The sequence below is a fragment of the Mesorhizobium amorphae genome, assembly GCF_014843845.1.
Taxonomy (GTDB): domain Bacteria; phylum Pseudomonadota; class Alphaproteobacteria; order Rhizobiales; family Rhizobiaceae; genus Mesorhizobium; species Mesorhizobium amorphae_A.
In genome coordinates, this window is the sequence record NZ_JHQS01000005.1 from 17,105 (window position 1) to 35,356 (window position 18,252).

At 59.4% G+C, this 18,252-nt stretch carries 20 protein-coding genes, 2 tRNA genes and 2 pseudogenes; 14 read left to right on the top strand and 10 right to left on the bottom strand.

What is annotated here, in order from left to right; genetic code table 11:
* The first annotated feature begins 65 nt into the window (after window positions 1-65).
* Window positions 66-266: a hypothetical protein gene (locus tag DH08_RS00870; protein ID WP_210328492.1), complete on the top strand. Its 201-nt coding sequence runs from the start codon at window positions 66-68 to the stop codon at window positions 264-266.
* 284 nt (window positions 267-550) lie between these two features.
* Window positions 551-1,509: pseudogene (locus DH08_RS00875) on the top strand (IS1595 family transposase).
* 153 nt (window positions 1,510-1,662) lie between these two features.
* Here the strand turns inward: DH08_RS00875 and DH08_RS00880 are convergent.
* On the bottom strand, window positions 1,663-2,475 hold the full coding sequence (locus tag DH08_RS00880) for a DUF3800 domain-containing protein (protein WP_345892328.1): 813 nt from the start codon (window positions 2,473-2,475) through the stop codon (window positions 1,663-1,665).
* 180 nt (window positions 2,476-2,655) lie between these two features.
* On the opposite strand from DH08_RS00880, the gene DH08_RS00885 reads away from it, so the two are divergent.
* Window positions 2,656-2,925, top strand: coding sequence for a hypothetical protein (locus tag DH08_RS00885; protein WP_192177455.1), 270 nt, complete (start codon window positions 2,656-2,658; stop codon window positions 2,923-2,925).
* Here the strand turns inward: DH08_RS00885 and DH08_RS00890 are convergent.
* Window positions 2,922-3,227: a hypothetical protein gene (locus DH08_RS00890; RefSeq protein WP_192177456.1), complete on the bottom strand. Its 306-nt coding sequence runs from the start codon at window positions 3,225-3,227 to the stop codon at window positions 2,922-2,924. The genes DH08_RS00885 and DH08_RS00890 overlap by 4 nt on opposite strands.
* A 249-nt stretch (window positions 3,228-3,476) precedes the next feature.
* Here DH08_RS00890 and DH08_RS00895 point away from each other — a divergent pair, with 249 nt between their 5' ends.
* A complete protein-coding gene (locus tag DH08_RS00895) occupies window positions 3,477-3,767 on the top strand; it encodes a hypothetical protein (RefSeq protein ID WP_192177457.1) in 291 nt (96 codons plus the stop codon).
* Between the two features lie 59 nt (window positions 3,768-3,826).
* On the opposite strand, the gene DH08_RS00900 is transcribed toward DH08_RS00895, so the two are convergent.
* Both DH08_RS00900 and DH08_RS00905 read right to left on the bottom strand, forming a co-directional pair.
* Window positions 3,827-4,009, bottom strand: coding sequence for a hypothetical protein (locus DH08_RS00900; protein WP_192177490.1), 183 nt, complete (start codon window positions 4,007-4,009; stop codon window positions 3,827-3,829).
* Between the two features lie 27 nt (window positions 4,010-4,036).
* Window positions 4,037-4,351: a hypothetical protein gene (locus tag DH08_RS00905; protein ID WP_246800643.1), complete on the bottom strand. Its 315-nt coding sequence runs from the start codon at window positions 4,349-4,351 to the stop codon at window positions 4,037-4,039.
* 226 nt (window positions 4,352-4,577) lie between these two features.
* On the opposite strand from DH08_RS00905, the gene DH08_RS00910 reads away from it, so the two are divergent.
* Window positions 4,578-5,045, top strand: a complete 468-nt coding sequence (locus tag DH08_RS00910) for a hypothetical protein (RefSeq protein WP_192177458.1) — start codon at window positions 4,578-4,580, stop codon at window positions 5,043-5,045.
* Window positions 5,046-5,170: 125 nt separating this feature from the next.
* On the opposite strand, the gene DH08_RS00915 is transcribed toward DH08_RS00910, so the two are convergent.
* From DH08_RS00915 to DH08_RS00920, 3 genes and pseudogenes are all read right to left on the bottom strand, one after another.
* Window positions 5,171-5,809, bottom strand: coding sequence for an outer-membrane lipoprotein carrier protein LolA (locus DH08_RS00915; protein ID WP_192177459.1), 639 nt, complete (start codon window positions 5,807-5,809; stop codon window positions 5,171-5,173).
* Between the two features lie 14 nt (window positions 5,810-5,823).
* Window positions 5,824-6,049: pseudogene (locus DH08_RS36010) on the bottom strand (hypothetical protein).
* A gap of 174 nt (window positions 6,050-6,223) precedes the next feature.
* The gene (locus DH08_RS00920; RefSeq protein ID WP_192177488.1) at window positions 6,224-6,475 is read right to left on the bottom strand and encodes a GlsB/YeaQ/YmgE family stress response membrane protein; all 252 of its coding nucleotides are present in this window, start codon (window positions 6,473-6,475) and stop codon (window positions 6,224-6,226) included.
* A 342-nt stretch (window positions 6,476-6,817) separates the two neighbouring features.
* Between DH08_RS00920 and DH08_RS00925 the strand changes: the two genes are divergently transcribed.
* Window positions 6,818-7,681: a PRC-barrel domain-containing protein gene (locus DH08_RS00925; protein WP_192177460.1), complete on the top strand. Its 864-nt coding sequence runs from the start codon at window positions 6,818-6,820 to the stop codon at window positions 7,679-7,681.
* 638 nt (window positions 7,682-8,319) lie between these two features.
* Here the strand turns inward: DH08_RS00925 and DH08_RS36750 are convergent.
* On the bottom strand, window positions 8,320-8,868 hold the full coding sequence (locus DH08_RS36750; RefSeq protein ID WP_345892327.1) for an alpha-hydroxy-acid oxidizing protein: 549 nt from the start codon (window positions 8,866-8,868) through the stop codon (window positions 8,320-8,322).
* Between DH08_RS36750 and DH08_RS00935 the strand changes: the two genes are divergently transcribed.
* A complete protein-coding gene (locus DH08_RS00935; protein WP_192177461.1) occupies window positions 8,861-9,079 on the top strand; it encodes a DUF768 domain-containing protein in 219 nt (72 codons plus the stop codon). The two genes, DH08_RS36750 and DH08_RS00935, sit on opposite strands and share 8 nt — an antisense overlap.
* 193 nt (window positions 9,080-9,272) lie before the next feature.
* Window positions 9,273-9,464, top strand: a complete 192-nt coding sequence (locus DH08_RS00940) for a hypothetical protein (protein WP_192177462.1) — start codon at window positions 9,273-9,275, stop codon at window positions 9,462-9,464.
* Window positions 9,465-9,917: 453 nt separating this feature from the next.
* On the opposite strand, the gene DH08_RS00945 is transcribed toward DH08_RS00940, so the two are convergent.
* Together DH08_RS00945 and DH08_RS00950 are read right to left on the bottom strand one after the other, a co-directional pair.
* On the bottom strand, window positions 9,918-10,061 hold the full coding sequence (locus tag DH08_RS00945) for a DUF1330 domain-containing protein (RefSeq protein ID WP_192177463.1): 144 nt from the start codon (window positions 10,059-10,061) through the stop codon (window positions 9,918-9,920).
* Window positions 10,062-10,707: 646 nt separating this feature from the next.
* Window positions 10,708-10,782 (bottom strand) — tRNA-Asn (locus DH08_RS00950).
* 220 nt (window positions 10,783-11,002) lie between these two features.
* On the opposite strand from DH08_RS00950, the gene DH08_RS00955 reads away from it, so the two are divergent.
* The 6 genes from DH08_RS00955 to DH08_RS00980 all read left to right on the top strand — a co-directional run bounded on the left by DH08_RS00955 (window position 11,003) and on the right by DH08_RS00980 (window position 17,984).
* Window positions 11,003-11,260, top strand: coding sequence for a hypothetical protein (locus tag DH08_RS00955; protein WP_192177464.1), 258 nt, complete (start codon window positions 11,003-11,005; stop codon window positions 11,258-11,260).
* Between the two features lie 137 nt (window positions 11,261-11,397).
* Window positions 11,398-11,471: transfer RNA gene (locus DH08_RS00960), tRNA-Cys, on the top strand.
* Window positions 11,472-11,578: 107 nt separating this feature from the next.
* Window positions 11,579-12,250 (top strand): protein-L-isoaspartate O-methyltransferase family protein, encoded by a 672-nt coding sequence (locus DH08_RS00965; protein ID WP_192177465.1) that lies wholly within the window; start codon window positions 11,579-11,581, stop codon window positions 12,248-12,250.
* A 184-nt stretch (window positions 12,251-12,434) separates the two neighbouring features.
* Window positions 12,435-13,823 carry a TolC family outer membrane protein gene (locus DH08_RS00970; RefSeq protein ID WP_192177466.1) on the top strand — a complete coding sequence of 463 codons (1,389 nt, stop codon included), beginning with the start codon at window positions 12,435-12,437 and terminating at the stop codon, window positions 13,821-13,823.
* A gap of 247 nt (window positions 13,824-14,070) precedes the next feature.
* Window positions 14,071-14,919 (top strand): PopZ family protein, encoded by an 849-nt coding sequence (locus DH08_RS00975; RefSeq protein ID WP_192177467.1) that lies wholly within the window; start codon window positions 14,071-14,073, stop codon window positions 14,917-14,919.
* 281 nt (window positions 14,920-15,200) lie between these two features.
* Window positions 15,201-17,984, top strand: coding sequence for a valine--tRNA ligase (locus DH08_RS00980; RefSeq protein WP_192177468.1), 2,784 nt, complete (start codon window positions 15,201-15,203; stop codon window positions 17,982-17,984).
* The last annotated feature ends 268 nt before the right edge of the window (window positions 17,985-18,252 follow it).

Consider the following 18,252-nt stretch of genomic DNA (forward strand, 5'->3'; position numbering starts at 1 on the left):
CGGTAGCTCGAACGTCGATCCCGAGTTGTTGGAGTGGATCGTGCGGAAGTAGAGGAGTTCACATCGTGAAAGCGGCCAAGAGGCAGGCGATTGCCGACACGCTCACGCGTGTTGTGACGCCAGCGATGACCCCCAAGCAATTGATCAGGGCGGCGCGGAAAAAGCACCCGAACGCGTCAAAGAAAAACATCGCCCGCGCGGCGCTCTTTTCGATCATCGCCGACGCTGATCAGGATCACGACAAAACCTCCAAGCGTTCACGATAACCGAGCGTTGAGCGAATTCTCCGAGCACAGTTCCTGTGTCCCATTCCGGGAAGCAAATCCTGGCATCCATCTTGCAGCCGCCAGCTTGCCGGTTGATCCCGGTCCTGATCGCATACTCTGATCAGGTTAGGCTCGCCGCGCTCGAGGTGGTTGGGGTCTTCGCCCGGCGAGTTTCCATCGCAATATGCCTTGCCAGCACCCTCGATATCAGGAATATAATCCGCATATTATACTTGACGTACCCAAACAATCGGAATAGGTTGATTCCATAAGGAGTTAGACCGATGTCCGTGCTTTCAGACCGCCACTTTCACGACGAAGCAGCCGCCTACAAGTTCGTAGAAGCCAGGATTTGGCCGAACGGCCCTGTTTGCCCACATTGCGGCGGCTTTGAGCGCATCTCGAAGATGGAAGGCAAGAGCACCCGCATTGGCACCTACAAGTGCTACCAGTGCCGCAAGCCCTTTACCGTGAAGATCGGCACCATCTTCGAAGCCAGTCACGTCAAGCTCAACCATTGGCTACAGGCGATCTTCCTTATCGCTTCGTCCAAGAAGGGCATTTCGAGCAACCAGCTTCACCGCACCCTTGGCGTGACCCTGAAAACCGCTTGGTTCATCTCGCATCGCATCCGTGAAGCTATGCGCGACGGCAAGCTTGGCCCGCTCGGCGGCAACGGCATGATCGTAGAGGCAGATGAGACCTACTACGGCCCGACCAAAGAGAAGCGCACCCTGACCACCAAGGGACGGCCCTTCACCAAGAGCGGAAGACTGGCCCGTCGAACAAGCGCGCCATCCTTGGTCTTGTCGAGCGCGGCGGTTCGGTTCGCACCTTCCATGTAGTGCAGGCGACCAAAGTCAACGTTGCGGCGCTGGTGACTGAGAACGTCCACCACGAAAGCACCCTCTACACCGACGAGAGCAAGCTCTACGGCGGGATGATCGATCACTTCGCGGCACATGAGAGCGTCAAGCACACTGGCGGCGAATACGTTCGCTACGAAGCCGGCGCTGTCATCCATTCGAACACCATCGAAAGCTATTTCAGCGTCTTCAAGCGCGGCATGCGCGGTACCTACCAGCATTGCGCAGAGAAGCACCTTCACCGCTACCTTGCCGAATTTGACTTCCGCCATAATTCGCGCGTAGCCCTTGGCGTGAACGATGAAGCGCGGGCCGGTCGCATCCTTGATGGTGTCGTCGGTAAGCGCCTCACCTATGAAACAACTAAAGCAAGGTGAGGCACCCTATGGCGTCTGGCGACCGTCCAAATACCGCCCGAAAGCCAAGCGGCAAAAAGGCGACAAAGCTTAGTCAGAAAGAGCAATCCGAGCGGTTCAAGGAAGCCGCTCGGGATATTGAGGCTGACGAAAGCGGGCAAGCATTCGAGCGTGCTATTTCCTCAATTTTGTCCGAAGCTCACGGAAGTCCCAAGCGTCGTCAGGAATAGCGTCCCGAAGGTGAATATCCGTTGGGTCTGCTTCCCAAATCTGCCGGATGTATTCGCGCTTAACGTCCAATAGGCGACGCTTTATCGTCCCTTCTCCAGCCATGACCACGAAGGACTCGAAAGTGCGCTTTGGTTTCCATGGGTAGGGATAATTCATATCCCCCTTGGCGCCGTCCTTTTCAAGCCAGAGCCGGCGCAACCACCAAGCTGACAGGTCGGCCGCCTGCAACGGTAACTCGTCCTCATCCGTCTCGAAACGAGGAAGGCTCCCCACCCGGTCGCGCAGCCCCTCTGGGATGGTATCGCGATACTCTGGCCACCCGACAGTTATGGCGTCTTCAATGCCGCTCTGCTTGTCGAAGATTATATCGATCGGATCCATCAATCCCATTCGGTCCTGGATTTGGAGCAAGCCATCCATGACCAGAGAATGAACCATGTAATACGGATTCTTGTGGAACGCCGGCATCTGCAAATCGTCTACGACTTTCGCCAAAAGTCTTTCGTCTATCGCGACGGCGAACCAGCCCTGTACGTGCTTCTCTGCAATACGGTAGAACCATTCTGCTTGTTCAGTCGCTATCGATTGGCCCTTAGTCCATTGCTTGGACATTTTGAAAACAGGCAGTTCAAGGCGCTGGAGAAGCGCATGCCATTCATCCGAGTGAGATAGCCAGCTTTCGACGTTGGAAATGAAGCCAGACATGAACAGCACCTTGCCGTCCGTTCTGCTGTCATCAAGGAAGGCTTGCAGCACCAATAGAAGACGCCTTTCGCGAACGGCCTTGGGCCGACCGCTCACGAACTTCAGTATGTGCTCAGCGTATGGAGGTAGTGAGCCGGTCACGGTTCACCTACCACACTGGGTACGCGAAGTACAATATGCGGAATATAATCCTTCGTTGCGGCGACCCCTTCAACGGAGATCGCCTTTCCCATGACCATGAAATATCCCTTTGTCGAGGACACGCTCGGCAAGAAAGTCGCGATCGGTTCGGGCCTATCGGTCGATTGCATGACGTGCCGCCATCGTGCCGTGCTCGACGTCGCAGCGCTGGCTCGACGCCTGGGCGATGACTACGGCTGCATGCACTGGGATCTGATCAAAGTGCTGTATTGCCAGCCCTGCCGCGATGCCGGCCGCCCTGATCGCAACCTTCATTTCACAAACCACGCTGTCACACCGGAGAAGAGGCGAAAGGACTAGTCGGCCTTGTCGATGAGGGGCTTCTTTCTCATTGGCGGCACGTAGCTGGTGACGAGCCTCACCGCGCCGATGTCCACCGTCACCGGTGGCGACAAGTTCACAGTAACCGTCTTCTCATCGACACGTAGGACATCGCCAGTCAGTTCGATCGACTGCCCCTTCTTCAGGGTTGACGTCCTATCCACTATCGAATGTGGAAAGCCATAGCTCGGAATCGAGACGCTGACCCGATCTTCGGTCACGCGTTGACGAACCGTCGCCATGATCGCCACCTCGTCACCAACTTTGATGCCCTTCGCCATGCCCTTGATTCTGGCGCGGCGGCGGCTGTCGTCAAGCGACTGCTAATATTCGAAAACGGCGCGGGAACAAAAATTCGGCACCCTCGTTGGAAACGCTGGCCGGATGCCTTCTGTCCCCATATCCCTCAACCGGCCTGCCTTGAAGGCCCGCTGCTGTCCCCTCGGCAGCGGGCCAATTTGCGCCGTCGCCTTGCCAGCATATGAATATATTCCTAAGTTGAGGCGAACCCGTCAACGGAGGATCGCGTCGTGCCCCAAAAGACCCTCGCCGACACCCTTGCCGCCAATGAAAACCTCTATGTCAATTGCGCGCATCCGATGTGCGGCAGATCCACAAGGCTAGATATCCAGACGCTTATCGACAGGCTCGGCACCGAGCACGGCTCAATGCATGACGATGTGGTCGGCCTCTTTGGCTGCTCGAAATGCAAGGCCGAAGGCCGCAACCGCAGCCCGGTTTTCTTCACATGCATACCCGACTACGAAGGTCAGCAGCGGGCCCGCAACCGCGACTGGAAACCGACTTTCGAGAAGCGTTAGCGAAACAGGGAACGTTAGCTTAGGTTACTTCTTCGGCAATCCGTAGCAGGCTGGTGGGGTCATCGGTCCCTCCGTCGCGCGGGCTTTTTTTCGTCTTCAGACAACTGGTCGCTGGCCTCCAGATAGGCCATGTCGATCAGGTACGTCAGCAAATCTTCGCCATCCTCGTTCATCCGACGGCGGAGAGCGCTCAGCAGATCTGCAATAACGCGCAGGTTCTCCAGCTTGCTCGGCGAATCCATGACACGCCTCCTAAGTAGACGATTCGCCTAGAATATTAGCGTACTCTTGCGAGAACCATCGTATGGAATTGCCTTTGGGCGGGAGGCCTTTTTGTTAAGAGCAAATTTACTGATCGGCGGCATCCTGTCTGCGCGGATTTGGTTAGATAGTACCGCCAACAAGAGCCCGAACCCGCCTCGGCACGCCGGGGCGGGCTTTTGCTGCGCCAGAGGCTGTTTCTTCACATATTCCCTAATGACCGTTTCCTGTTCCGGTTGGATGACCACAGTGTCGGCTGCGGCCGCACCAATGCCGGCAACCAGCAAAAACCCTGCAGCAGCTGCGGTGAGATGCATTCTCATAGTTTCCTCCTAGTGGTGTCAGTTGCGTCGCCGGGCCTAACCGGAAAACGGAGAGATGGTTCGCCGGCTGGCGAGGTATAGGCCGGCTCGCGCCGCTGCTCCCGGCCAGCGGGCCGCTTCTTTCGGGCACGAGGCTGACATCAGCGACAAGTCGTCTGCGACTTTTTCTTTGTCGCCAATCTTGTCCGGTCTGGACGGTATGTGACGCAACGCTAATCTAATGCCAATGGCACGTTTTCTGTTGAGCCTCGTTTCGATTTTATTTTGCAGCACGCTTCTCCAAGCGCAAGCGTGGCAGCCTTTCGGCGTCAGGCAGTTTGGCTTTATATTCAATGTTCCCCCTGGCTTTGTCCTGACGCAGCGTTCGGACCAGGGCGCGCAATTTCGGGGCGAAAACGATGCCCTTCTTACCGTGTGGGGCACAAGGCTCGGCAAGCACAGTTTTCGCGCCGAGATCGAGCACCGCATGGTCGAGGATGAAAAGGACGGCTGGAAGCTGACCTATAGGCGCGTCATGCCTAGATGGGCCAGCTTCTCGGGTATCAAGGACGAACAGATCCGATATGTCCGCGCCATTGCGGTCTGCAACGACCGTGCCGCACTCTTTACCATCAATTACAGCAGCGACGAAAAAATCCAGTACGACCCGGTTGTGGTGCGTATGGTGCGATCCCTGAGGGCGGAAGGCTGCTGAAACCGTAAACAGCCCATCCATCTGAAACCCGGAGCGCAAGGTCATGGCGCTTTCCGCGGTCGCTTCGAAGCCACAGATCCACCACCTACGGACGCGATCTGCGCCAGCGATTCAAAACTACGGCTTCAACGCGGCTTAGTGGTGTTGTACTCCCGGTTTGCCGCGTAATCGATAGTGAAGGTTCCCCCAGCAACGCGAACGCCCTGCTTCACGTTGAAAATAGTAACCGTTGTGGTCAGTCCTTTCTCGTCGGTAAGGCTCCATTTGCGTAAATCGAGCGTTTTCCTGTCGAACATCATAGAAATATTTGAATTGCCGAAGGCTGACTTGTCAGCTAGCTTAATAATTACGAGATCGCCTTGTTCTCTGATGCTTTTGAGGCGGCTGCCAGAGAAGTCGACCTTATTGTCGAGTAGCACCTTGAGCGGTGTCTTCGAGAGCGAATAAAGCCGCGATGTCTTAAGCTTCTTGTTATGAACGACTAGCGATTTGCCATCGGCAATTACGCTGAGCCCTGATTGGCCGGCATAGTTGAATCTGATCTTTCCCGGGCGTTGTAGAAAAAACCTGCCGCTAGACTTTTCCGCCTTCGGGCCGGACTGAACGAAGTCCCCGGACATGGATTTTACCGATGAGAAGTGATCGGCAATCGTCTGCGCTTCCATAGGTGCGGCCGAAAGCGAGGGCGAAAGTTCGACACTTGTCGCGACAGCGCTGACGAGGACCAGCCAAAAACCAAGCAGTCTTTTCGCCCTAGAGACCATACAATTATCCTTGCTCAATAGCCGTCCGGGCACCGTGCAATGTAAACGCGGCCATGACGATCGCGATACCTGCATGGGCCGGCCTCGCTGGCGTGCCCGATCACCGCACTGGCTATGCGCCGACTGCACCGCCAACAACAGCCCCTTGCACCGGATCGCCGGCCACTGCAGCTCCTATTGCTGGCCTTGTTCGGTGCGAGAGCATGCCCCGAGCGGGATGAGCAAGCTCAAAATGAGCAGTGTTCTTTCATTAGTTCTCTCCTGAGGCCGTTATTAGCCGGAGAATAAATGCGCCACTGAGTTTTTCGATCCGATGATGCCAACTGCCATTCCGGGGGGCTGCCGAAGCGATTGGCTACTGAACCCTCGTCAGTCCGAGGGTTCAGCTTGAGTGAGGTAACAGAAGTTCGCTGCTCAGCGTTTAATTAGTCGGGCCACTGCAATCAAAATACACGCGCCAATGAAGCCGGCGACCAGATAGCCGAGCCAGCCAGCCAACGATATGCCAAGCAGCCCAAGGAGGAGGTTGGCAACAATGGCGCCCACAATCCCCAATACGATGTTCATGAGCAGGCCCATGTTGCTTTTCATAAACATCTCGGCGAGCCATCCGGCGATACCGCCGATGATGATGGCAGCGATCCAACCGACGCCAGGATTCTCCATATTTTCCCCTTTGCTCGAACCGCAATTGGTTCGGCGGAGGAACGTTTCATAAGCCAACTAGGTTCCGCAGCAAGGTGCCGTCCGTCCTTGAAAAAACGCGCTATTGCGGCTGATCAATCGAAGGGATGTTGCCGGAGGCGTTTTGTAGGCGACAGAACTCCGCTGTCGCGTGGGGTTGCTGTGCCAAAACTTGTTCGGGCCATCCAGCCGGAACACAACATTCCTCTGGAACTTCGGATCATACGGCCCGTTGTGACGTGGCAAAGATGCCGCGTTCAGCCACCCTTGCAATGGTTAAGCCGAACGCGGCGTGCATCAACGTAACGCACAAGGAAACGTATCATGATCCGCAAACTTTTGGCTACCACAGCAATGGCTACGCTTCTGACGTCTGGACTGTGGGTCACCGGCGCCATAGCCGAAGACGCTACCAAACCTGCCAGCGCTACTCAGACTGCAGCGCCGGCGTCCGTGGCTGACGGCAGCCTCGTCACCAAGATCATCGGTGCTGACGTCTATGACAGCGCCGCAGACAATGCCCAGAAGATCGGCGATGTAAAAGACATCGTGCTCTCCAAAGATGGCAACGCCAAGTATATCATCATCGGCGTAGGCGGGTTTTTGGGTATAGGCGAAAAGAACGTCGCCTATGATTTCAGCAAGGCCGAATGGGTCGAGAAGAAGGGTGACCGCTGGTTGGTCGCAAAGACCACCAAGGGAGACCTTGAGGCGCAGGCCGATTTTGACTTGAAGGCCTACGACACCGCATCGGCAACGAACACCAACGATGTCGCCGCTACCGCTGCAAACAACGAACCGGCGGCAGCCACTACCGACCAGACGGCCACCGCCGCCATCGACAAGTCTTCCCTGACCGAGATGCCGATGGACAAAATCAGCACCAAGGATTTCATCGGCACCACCGTCTACGGTGCAGATGATGCAAAAGTCGGAGAGATTGGAGACGTGGTCCTAGGCGACGACAAGAAGGTGGATGCCGTAGTCGTTGACGTCGGCGGGTTCCTCGGCATGGGCGAAAAAGAGGTGGCCGTAGGTTTGGAGAAATTGAAGTTCCTGTCCGACAAGGACGGAAACCGGTATCTCTACACCAATTTTACCAAAGCCCAGCTTGAAGCGCAGACTGCTTATGACAAGGGCACGTACGCCCAGAATCGCGACAAACAGCGGATCGTTATTGGTCAGTAACTCGAATAGCCCGCGCTGGCGGCACTGTGGGCCGGCGCGGGTCACACTCCTATGTTTTTCGATGAGCGATCTTTCGTGAGCAAGAGAGCGGCTGGCAAACATCATGGTTGGTAAACCAGCATCAGACGAGAGGGCGAGGTTTCGTCTAGGACGGGCGACTCGCGTGGCGGTGCCGCGGCACGAGTTAGACTTCATCTGCAAGGTCGGTCGCATAGAGAGGCGGTCTTTTCGGAACTGGTGTCTCGGCAGAAGCGCTAGTCGTTCACTCGGTTTGCGTTTCCCCGCCGCCCCCCGCCCAGCATTGAGCGCTTGAGCCTGTGCCATCGCTGGCAGCGGGCTTTCTGTGGCCAGCGCCGGAACATTAATGGCGGCTAATGTTCTCTCATCCGCAACAGACACATCGCCCTCCGGTGGCTGTTGAAGATCGGGCCTCCGATCGGCCCGCGTTCTCCGCAAGGGCCCGGGCTTTCTGCACCCTCGGCAACCAAAGCCCATCCGCCTCGTTATTTTTACCAGGATGGCTCCTGGCTACTCCAGACCAATGCGCCCGCTGGCTCGCGCCGGCGGGCTTTTTTCGTTTCAGGTTAGGGTCTGTTGAGATTCATCTCGAATGAATCACCGAGGAATAGGTTCGGGCTTCACCAGATTACCGACCGGTCGATCTCGCCGATGCGCGCCCGGCCGGTTAGCGCCATCGCCGCCGCGAAGTCCCGGTGAAGCAGGCTGACACAATGGGCTACGCCCTCAGCGCCAGCCGTCGCCAGTGCGTAGACATAGGGGCGGCCAATCATGACTGCGCTTGCCCCCAGGGAAATCGCTTTCAAAACGTCGGTGCCACGCCTCACGCCGCCGTCGAGGATGATGGGAATCCGCCCGGCCACCCGCTCCGCGATGGCAGGCAGGGCGTCGATGGTCGCCGGCAGGGTGTCGAGGTTACGCGAACCGTGGTTCGAGACGACGATGGCATCGGCACCGGTTCCGATCGCCTGCTCGGCGTCGTCAGGATCGAGTATGCCCTTCAGGATAAGTGGCAGGGTTGTCAGCGAACGCAGCCAGGCAATATCCGCCCAGATGCGGAAAAGCGGGGATTGAAGGCGCAGAAATCGTGGAAGAGACCGGCACGGGTAGCGTCTATGAAGCGATCCTCGACGCCGTAGTTCACCACCACGGCCGGGCCTAATGAGCACACGCGCCGTCAACTTCCTGCACAAATGGATTTCCAACAATGTCCCCGAGACCGTCGCCGCCGACATCATCTCAGTCGCTGAATTGAGCCAGAAGCTATTTGCCGACGCCAAGGCGATCGGCATCGGCAGCGTCGAGATCGAGGAAGAGTTTGGAAGCGTCTACGAGGTGATCCTTGCCGCGATCGTTCATCAAGAGGCCGGCTTTGGATGAGATCTGCAAGAGCGTACAGGAGCAACGCACCCATGCCCGCCGGACCTAACAGGCCCACCGACGTCCGCCCGCTTGGGTACGGGTTTTACCAATCATGGCGCAGCCACGTTCGGTATGTCTTTTTTAATTGAAAGCCGATTGGCGGCGGTCATAAAAATTGACGTTTACCATTGCGTCTAAAGGGAGTGCTGCGATGGATGACGTGACGCTAAACGGCAAAATTTGCCCCTGTGTTGAAGTGGTCGAAGCCTGCGGCGAATGGTTCGTCCGGGTGGTCGAGGAAGACCAAGAATTATCCCGATCATTCGAGATTGAATCCTTCGCCTTGGCCTATGCTGAAGGCCAGCGACGGCGATTAGGGCTTGACGATTTCACGCGACTGTAAAGGGGGTGAGGTGGCCGGTGCAGGTTGGGGTAATTGAGGTTGGGGTAATTGGGGTTACCTGCACCGGCCATTTGCGGTTAGCGGCAAATACCCTCGAGTGCGTGGGAACAAAAATTCGCGTCCTTCGTTGAAAATGCTGGCCGTATGCCCTTGTGCCCCACCCCTTTCCGGCCCTGATAGGCCCGCTGCTGTCCCTCGGCAGCGGGCAATTTCGCCGGAACCAAACCACTGCGGCCCCGTTGTCAGTCCGACCGGAGGTTCCCCCCCTTTAGCTCACCGGTTGACTGACTACTCCACCACCCCGTGGATAATTAAGGCCCGTTGCTCCCCGCAGCGGGCCTTCCTTTTTGCACCATGTGGTCGCTAGAAGCGCGAGATTGCCTGGCGGCTATACGCCTTCGACGATAACGGAATCGTAATTCGGGGCCGAAGAGCCGCGCGTATGCCGCAAGGCTAAGTACCCGCTGCCGCCGCGCGTGCCGCTTCGATGCTCTCGAACTCAATGACTACGATGCGGTTATGGAGCGTGCCTTCGATGGCTTCAGTCCGGCCGCCGTTCACCAGCAACGTGCCGCCGGCCTCCTGCCTAACTTTCACTGCCGCGTTCTAGTATTCTTCGAAACCGTCTGGATCGGTGACGTTGATACTCGCGACGATGTATGCCTTGGGCATTGCTCGCTCCCCGCCCGCGTGATTTTGGGCGAATTGTAGCATGGGCAGCACCAGCTACAACTAGGCGACGCGCAAGTCGCACGCAGGCCCATGGTGACGTCCCGCTGCCTTTAGCGCCAGACTGCGCCGGCGAGCATCGAGGCGGTTATCGCGGCGATGTAGGGTGGATGGCTGACGATCATCCCGACTGGAGCGGCTTGCCTGCTGACCAATACGCCGCTCGATCCGCGGGTTGTCGCCTAGACCTCCAGACGAAAAAAACCCGCTGCCGAGGGGAGGAGTGGCAGCGGGTTTGATTTCAAGCTCTGCCGCGGCCGGGGGGAGGATGCGTGGCTAGCTTGGCATCGGCCATGCCGTGGGGGAGGAGTAGATGGCCGATCGCTAACAAAGTACCGGCGGCAATGCGGCGCCGCAATTTGCACGAGGGTGTTACTGCCCTAAGCGAAGGTGGCATATACAAGGCCCGTTCCGGCGTGGTTTTTCTTGTTGCCTAAAGCGGGGAGAAAAAGAGGGGAAGGCGCTCTGCGCGTTTTGTAAAATCTAACGAAAACAATGCGCTAGACAAGAAAGATGGCTCCCCGGGCCGGATTCGAACCAGCGACCAACCGGTTAACAGCCGGTTGCTCTACCACTGAGCTACCGGGGAACAGCGCTCTCATGTGAGTGGCGCAGCCTATAGCAAACCCGTTTCGCCTTTGCAAAGAAGCATTTCGTATTTTTTCCGGGCTTTTTTGCATGACGATTTCTGGCAATCGCCGGCGGGGGCCCTCATATGAGCGGTTCTGCTCACCGCCGTGGAGCGAAAAGGCGGTTGCGGCATTTACCAGCGGGTGTCTTTAATGACTGGAACTGGGTCTGGCTTCGACATGACTGCAGCAGGCGAACACGCACCGGCGCGGAAAATCACGGTCTTTGGCCGCGAATTCACCATGCCGCGCTCGCGCGCTCTCAGAATCGCCATCGGCGTCGTCCTGATCCTGGGCGGCATCCTCGGCTTCCTGCCTATCCTGGGCTTCTGGATGATTCCGATCGGATTGCTGGTGCTTTCCTATGAATTTGCGCTGGTGCGCCGCCACCGGCGCCGGCTTGTCGTGTGGTGGGAGCGCCGGCGCCGGCCGGATTGACCTGGCCGGCGGACCTTTCCAGATCAGCAGGAGGCGTATCGAGCCTCGACGAGGAAAGCGTCGGGAATGATGTGCGAGCGCTTGACGACTTTCTGCCGCCAACATATTGAGTCCGCTCGGAACGCCGGGAGCAACGAGGCCTCGTGGCGGAGTGGTTACGCAGAGGACTGCAAATCCTTGCACCCCGGTTCGATTCCGGGCGAGGCCTCCAGTTGCCTGGGCTCCCTTGGGAGCAGGGGTTCCGGTCGATGAGCCGCAGTCCTGGCGCGGCAAGCGCATTGGTTTTGGGCGGATTGGTTTGGGCGGATTGGTGGGAACATGAGCGCTGATTTCTCCGAACGACGCGTGAAGATGGTCGATGGCCAGATCCGCACCACGGACGTGACCAGCGCGCCGCTGCTCGATGCCATGCTTTCCGTGCCGCGCGAGGCCTTTGTCGGGCCGAACCAGCGCGATCTCGCCTATATCGACGGGGACATCCGCATTTCCGACGACGCCAATGGCGGCGCGCGCTACCTGATGGAGCCTTCGCCGCTCGCCAAGCTGCTGCAGCTGGCCGAAATCGGCGCCGGCGAATCGGTGCTCGATGTCGGCTGCGGCACCGGCTATTCCTCGGCCTTGCTATCGCGGCTGGCGCGATCGGTGGTCGCTCTGGAAAGCGATCCGGCGCTGGCGGAAGCCGCCGGGTCGACGCTGTCGGCACTGGGCTGCGACAATGTGGCCGTGGTCACCGCGCCATTGGCGCAAGGTCATGCCGCCAAAGCACCGTACGACGTGATCTTCGTCGGCGGCAGTGTCGAGGACGTGCCGGCCTCGCTGTTTGACCAGCTTTCCGAGGGCGGGCGTCTTGTCGCAGTCGAGGGACAGGGCAATTCGGGTGTAGCCCGGTTATTTTTCAAAACCGGGGGTGTTGTAACCGGAAGACGGGCCTTTAATGCGGCAATTAAGCCACTACCCGGATTTGAACGTATTCATGCGTTTGAATTCTGAGCGGTTTTGCCTTGCAGCGAAGGCGATGTCATGATCGCTTGCATTTGAACAATCGTTGCTGATTTGCATAACCGGGTATTTTGGGGGCAGTCAGCGGGGGAACGATAAAAACGCGGCGCCAGTTGATCGGTAAAGAGAGGCTGGTGTGGCGCAGTTCCCATGCAAAACGAATGAGGGATATCACGTGCCGTCCGTACGCAAGAGTGTTCTAGCCGCCATACTGGTTTCCGCGACAGCGCTTTCGCCGCTGAATGCTTCCGCCGAAACCATGACTGGCGCGCTTGCCAAGGCTTACCAGAACAATTCGCAGTTGAACTCCGCCCGCGCGGGCGTCCGCGTCACCGACGAAGGCGTGGCCATCGCCAAGTCGGGCTGGCGCCCGACCATCGACGGTTCTGCTGATATCGATTACTCCAGCAGCCATGTCGCCGGCACGAACCAGACCGCGCGCATAACCACCGGCAATTTTGGAGTCCAGATCAACCAGATGCTGTTCGACGGCTTCCAGACCAAGAACAATGTCGCGGCCGCAGAAGCCCAGGTTCGCGCTTCTGTCGAAAGCCTGCGCAACACCGAAGAAAACATCCTGTTCAATGCGGCAAGCGCCTACATGGATGTGATCCGCGACCGCCAGGTGGCGGTGCTGACCGAGCAGAACCTGCAGTTCCTGACCGAGCAGGCGCGCGCGGCGCGCTCACGCTTCGAGGTCGGCGAAGGTACGCGCACCGACGTCGCCCAGGCCGACGCTTCGCGCTCTTCGGCCGTGGCGCAGTTGAGCGCGGCCCGCGCGCAGGCGCTGGCCAGTGCCGCGACCTACCGCCAGATCGTCGGCGACGAGCCGGGCAAGCTCAAGGCGGCATCGCCGCTGGGCAGGCTTTTGCCGTCGAGCCTCGATGCGGCGATCACCATCGCATCGGTTGAGCACCCGGCCATCCTTGCTACCCAGCATCTGGTCGACGCGGCGTCGTTTTCGGTGAAGTCGCAAGAAGGCGCACTGTTGCCGCAGCTTTCCGCCAATGCAGGCGTTTCCAGCGCCTATCGCAATTCGGTTCCCGGTGTCCTGTCGTCGTCGGATGGTACAACCAATTCGGCCAGCATCGGCGCGACGCTCAGCATACCGATCTATTCGGGCGGCCGCACCTCGGCGCTGGTTCGCCAATCGAAGGAGTCGCTCAGCCAGGCCCGCATCGAAGTCGATGTCAGCCGCGACCAGGTGCGCCAGGCCGTGACATCGGCATGGACGCAGTACACCGCCGCGCAGCAAAGTGTGGCCGCCAACAGGGAGGTGATCGCCGCCGCGCAACTGGCGCTCAACGGCGTCATCGAGGAGCGCAATGTCGGCCAGCGCACCACGCTCGACGTGCTGAATGCGCAGAACGCCGTTATCAGTGCCAAGATCAACCTTGCCAGCTCCGAGCGCGACGTGGTGGTGGCAAGCTACGCCATCCTATCGGCAATGGGCCGCCTGTCGGTCGAGCGCCTGGCGCTGAATGTGGTGAAGTACAAGCCGGAAGAGCACTACAACGCCGTCAAGGACAAGTGGATCGGCCTGCGCACCCCGGACGGCCGCTGACGCCGCCACAGCCTGGATTCGAGGAGCGCCGCGTGTCCATGGATGCGCGGCGTTTTTTCATTATTGAGCCTCTGCTCAGCCCGCGGTCTTTCCAGTTGGGCGCTCGAGCTAATCTGTTGAAATCCAACATCTCCCCAGTTTGGGGATTCTCGGATGACGATCCGTCGGTTAACCTGTCGCCATGATTCGAATCCGGCTTTGCCGGAACGGAAATCGAGAACGGGTCACAAGGGCGGCGGATGTGACGATGGCAACGGCAAGCAGCGCTCAGCGCGAACCTTCCATGGAAGAAATACTGGCTTCCATCAGAAGGATCATCGAAGACAGCGACACCGGTCGCAAGCAGCCCGGTGATGCCGGCGAGTTGCGACAGGATCTCCAGCCTGCGCCAGCTCCGCCGCCGGCGCCGGAAGTGGATGCATTCCGCGCCGAGCTGCGCGCCGAAGCAGACACCAGGAAGCCCGTTTCGCTGGCTGAGGTGCAGGCACAGCTGGCGGCCGAGCCGGTCATAGCCCGCATGGAAACGGCCCGCATGGAAACGAAGGTGCGCCCGGAAGCGGCTCCGCCGGTCACGCCAAAGGCGCCCACGACGCTTGCCGAAGTGAGCGCCAGCATCGCCGCTGAGCCGAGTTCGGCCGAGCCGGCGGCTGCCGCCGAAACCAGCGATGCCATCGTAGCCGACTGGCGGCGCGAAATCGCGGCCGTGGGCGAAACGGCGAAAGCTGCGGGTACGGCCAGACCGGACAAGGTCGAGGCGCGGACGTTTGATGCCGCACCGGAGGTCGAGATCGCCGAAGACGAACTCGCAGATGAACCTTTTTTCGAACCTGCCGCTTCCAGCGGCGGCATGGCCCGCCAGCCCGATGCCGTTGCCGCCCGTCCGGCGATCCTTTCCGAACATGCGGGCCGGCAGGTCGCCGCCGCCTTCGGCGAGCTTTCCGATGCCTTTGCCAGCCGCAGCAAGAAGACCTTCGACGAGATGGCCGAGGACATGCTGCGGCCGATGCTGCAGGACTGGCTGGACAACAATCTGCCGACGCTGGTCGAGCGGCTGGTGCGCGAGGAAATCGAGCGCGTAGCGCGCGGCGCGCAATAGCGTTGTAGACCGATCCCCGGATCAAGGCGCCGCCCTCGGGCGGCGCTTTTTTTTCGAGGGTTCTTCCGCGATCGAGCGATTGAGACGGTGTATCGAAAAGCCGCGCCGACGACGATGCTGACGATCGCGGGACGCAGTCAGATCGTCTTTGCGAGTTGCCTTGAGTTGCTCAGCCACTATCTATTGGTCGTCGCCGTCTGTCGGTTGCCCGCGGTTGACTTGCCAACTGCCTTCCGATTTACACCGGACCCAGCAAATCCCGACAGCCCGGACCTCTTTCCATGCTTGAAAAAACCTACGACGCCAAAACCGTCGAGCCGAAGATCGCTAAAATCTGGGAAGAGGCCGACGCCTTTCGCGCCGGCGCAGGCGCGGAGGAGGGGGCGGAGGCCTTCACCATCGTCATCCCGCCGCCAAACGTCACCGGCTCGCTGCATATGGGCCACGCGCTCAACAACACGCTGCAGGACATATTGGTGCGCTTCGAGCGCATGCGCGGCAAGAACGTGCTGTGGCAGCCCGGCATGGACCATGCCGGCATCGCCACGCAGATGGTGGTCGAGCGCCAGCTGATGGAAAAGCAGATCCACCGCCGCGATCTTTCGCGCGAGGACTTCATCGAGAAGGTTTGGGAGTGGAAGGCCGAATCCGGTGGCGCGATCTTCAACCAGCTGAAGCGGCTCGGCGCTTCCGCCGACTGGTCGCGCGAACGCTTCACCATGGACGAGGGCCTGTCCAAGGCTGTGCTCGAAGTGTTCGTGACGCTCTACAAGGAAGGGCTGATCTACAAGGACAAGCGCCTTGTGAACTGGGATCCGAAGCTGCTTACGGCGATTTCCGACCTCGAGGTCGAGCAGCAGGAGGTCAACGGCAACCTCTGGCATTTCCGTTATCCGATCGAGGGCGAGGCGTTCGATCCGGAAAACCCGATGACCTTCATCACCGTGGCGACGACGCGTCCGGAGACCATGCTTGGCGACACGGCAGTGGCAGTGCATCCGGACGACGAGCGCTTCCGGCACCTGGTCGGGAAAAAAGTCGTGCTGCCGATCGTCGGCCGCAAGATACCGGTGGTGGCGGACGAGTATTCCGATCCGGAAAAGGGCTCGGGCGCGGTCAAGATCACGCCGGCGCATGATTTCAACGACTTCGAGGTCGGCAAGCGCCATAAGCTGCCAGCGATCAACATCCTGACCGCCGAGGCGGCTGTTACGCTCAAGGACAATGAGGATTTCCTCGCTGGCCTCGACGTGACGCCGGAGCGCCAGGCCGTCTGGGACGAACTCGACGGCCTCGACCGTTTCGTCGCGCGCAAGAAGGTCGTCGAACTGATAGAGGCCGGCGGCTTCCTCGACAAGATCGAGCCGCACCGCCACACCGTGCCACATGGCGACCGCGGCGGCGTGCCGATCGAGCCGTTCCTGACCGAGCAGTGGTATGCAAACGCGGCCGAACTCGCCAAGCCTGCGATCGCTTCGGTGCGCGAGGGCCGCACCAATTTCGTCCCTAAGAACTGGGAAAAGACCTATTTCGACTGGATGGAGAACATCCAGCCCTGGTGCATCTCGCGCCAGCTGTGGTGGGGCCACCAGATACCGGCCTGGTACGGGCCGGACGGGCGCGTCTTCGTCGAGAAGACCGAAGAGGAAGCGCTCGCCGCGGCAATCGAATATTACCTGGCGCTGGAAGGACCGTGGAAAGCCTGGGTCGAGGACAAGCTCGAGAACTTCAAGCCGGGCGAGATCCTGACCCGCGACGAGGATGTGCTCGACACCTGGTTTTCCTCGGCGCTGTGGCCGTTCTCGACGCTCGGCTGGCCCGATCAGACGCCGGAGCTCAAAACCTACTACCAGACCGACGTGCTGGTCACCGGCTTCGATATCATCTTCTTCTGGGTCGCCCGCATGATGATGATGGGCCTGCATTTCATGGACGAGGAGCCGTTCCACACCGTCTATGTCCATGCGCTGGTGCGCGACAAGAACGGGCAGAAGATGTCGAAGTCGAAAGGCAACGTCATCGATCCGCTCGACCTCATCGACGAGTATGGCGCCGATGCGCTGCGCTTCACCTTGACGGTGATGGCCGCGCAAGGCCGCGACGTGAAGCTCAATCCGGCCCGCATCGCCGGCTACCGCAACTTCGGCACCAAGCTGTGGAACGCGACCCGCTTTGCCGAGATGAACGAGGTCGCGCGCAATGACGATTTCTGGCTGAACGACGCCAAGCTGGCGGTCAATCGCTGGATCTTGACCGAGCTGACGCGTGCCGCGCGTGAGGTCACCGACGGCATCGCCTCATACCGCTTCAACGAGGCGGCGGGCGCTGCCTATCGTTTCGTCTGGAATCTGTTCTGCGACTGGTATCTGGAACTGCTGAAGCCGGTGTTCATGGGCACGGACGAGGCCGCCAAGGCCGAGAGCCGGGCCTGCGTCGCTTTCGTGCTCGACGAGATCTACAAGCTCCTGCATCCGATGATGCCGTTCATGACCGAGGAACTGTGGGCCGAGACCGCGGGCGAGGGCAAGGAGCGCGCTTCGCTACTTTGCCACGCCGCCTGGCCGTCGCCGGACTTCGAGGACGTGGCCGCGGCCGCCGACATCAACTGGCTGGTCGATCTCGTCTCGGGCATCCGCTCTGTGCGTTCGGAGATGAATGTGCCGCCGGCGGCGATCGCGCCGCTGGTGGTGGTCGGCGCCAGCGAGGAAACGCACCAGAGGCTCGACCGCCACGCCTCCGCTATCCAGCGGCTGGCGCGGGTCGGCGAGATTTCGCTGCAGGATGTCGCCCCCAAGGGCTCGGCGCAGATCGTGCTCAACGAGGCGACGATCTGCCTGCCGCTTGGCAACCTGATCAACCTGACCGCCGAGGCGGCGCGGCTGGAGAAGGAACTGGCCAAGGTGACCGAGGAGATCGCCCGCCTGCACAAGAAGCTGTCCAACGACAGATTCGTGGCCAGTGCACCTGTGGAGATCGTGGAAGCCGAGCGTGAAAAACTCGCCGAATATCGCGAGGCGCAGGAGAAGCTTTCGGTGGCCCTGACGCGGGTGCGCGACGCCGGCTGACTGGCAGATTCGTGACCTGTCCGAACGGCCCTGGTCGGCCGTTCCGCTGCTTAAAAACAGGCATTCCGCTGCGTTAATGTTGACGTAAACGGAATGTTTTAGCCTCATTGTTGCCATAATGTAACAACGGGGCCAAACACCCGCAAAACCACCTGTTTTTGGGTCTTTTGGGACCGATTTTCCAAGTTTTTTCGATCGATCTGCGTCGGTGAGGCCATTTTAGGCCCATGCCGTAACGTCCATCACTTTGACGAAAATGCGCTTGGCA

What these genes read in the sequence shown, in the direction of transcription:
- DH08_RS00885 (WP_192177455.1), top strand. Translation starts at nt 2,656, where the DNA reads ATGACCATGAAATATCCCTTTGTCGAGGACACGCTCGGCAAGAAAGTC.
- DH08_RS00890 (WP_192177456.1), bottom strand. Translation starts at nt 3,227, where the DNA reads ATGGCGAAGGGCATCAAAGTTGGTGACGAGGTGGCGATCATGGCGACG.
- DH08_RS00900 (WP_192177490.1), bottom strand. Translation starts at nt 4,009, where the DNA reads ATGGATTCGCCGAGCAAGCTGGAGAACCTGCGCGTTATTGCAGATCTG.
- DH08_RS00905 (WP_246800643.1), bottom strand. Translation starts at nt 4,351, where the DNA reads ATGAGAATGCATCTCACCGCAGCTGCTGCAGGGTTTTTGCTGGTTGCC.
- DH08_RS00910 (WP_192177458.1), top strand. Translation starts at nt 4,578, where the DNA reads ATGGCACGTTTTCTGTTGAGCCTCGTTTCGATTTTATTTTGCAGCACG.
- DH08_RS00915 (WP_192177459.1), bottom strand. Translation starts at nt 5,809, where the DNA reads ATGGTCTCTAGGGCGAAAAGACTGCTTGGTTTTTGGCTGGTCCTCGTC.
- DH08_RS00920 (WP_192177488.1), bottom strand. Translation starts at nt 6,475, where the DNA reads ATGGAGAATCCTGGCGTCGGTTGGATCGCTGCCATCATCATCGGCGGT.
- DH08_RS00925 (WP_192177460.1), top strand. Translation starts at nt 6,818, where the DNA reads ATGATCCGCAAACTTTTGGCTACCACAGCAATGGCTACGCTTCTGACG.
- DH08_RS00935 (WP_192177461.1), top strand. Translation starts at nt 8,861, where the DNA reads ATGAGCACACGCGCCGTCAACTTCCTGCACAAATGGATTTCCAACAAT.
- DH08_RS00940 (WP_192177462.1), top strand. Translation starts at nt 9,273, where the DNA reads ATGGATGACGTGACGCTAAACGGCAAAATTTGCCCCTGTGTTGAAGTG.
- DH08_RS00955 (WP_192177464.1), top strand. Translation starts at nt 11,003, where the DNA reads ATGACTGCAGCAGGCGAACACGCACCGGCGCGGAAAATCACGGTCTTT.
- DH08_RS00965 (WP_192177465.1), top strand. Translation starts at nt 11,579, where the DNA reads ATGAGCGCTGATTTCTCCGAACGACGCGTGAAGATGGTCGATGGCCAG.
- DH08_RS00975 (WP_192177467.1), top strand. Translation starts at nt 14,071, where the DNA reads ATGGCAACGGCAAGCAGCGCTCAGCGCGAACCTTCCATGGAAGAAATA.
- DH08_RS00980 (WP_192177468.1), top strand. Translation starts at nt 15,201, where the DNA reads ATGCTTGAAAAAACCTACGACGCCAAAACCGTCGAGCCGAAGATCGCT.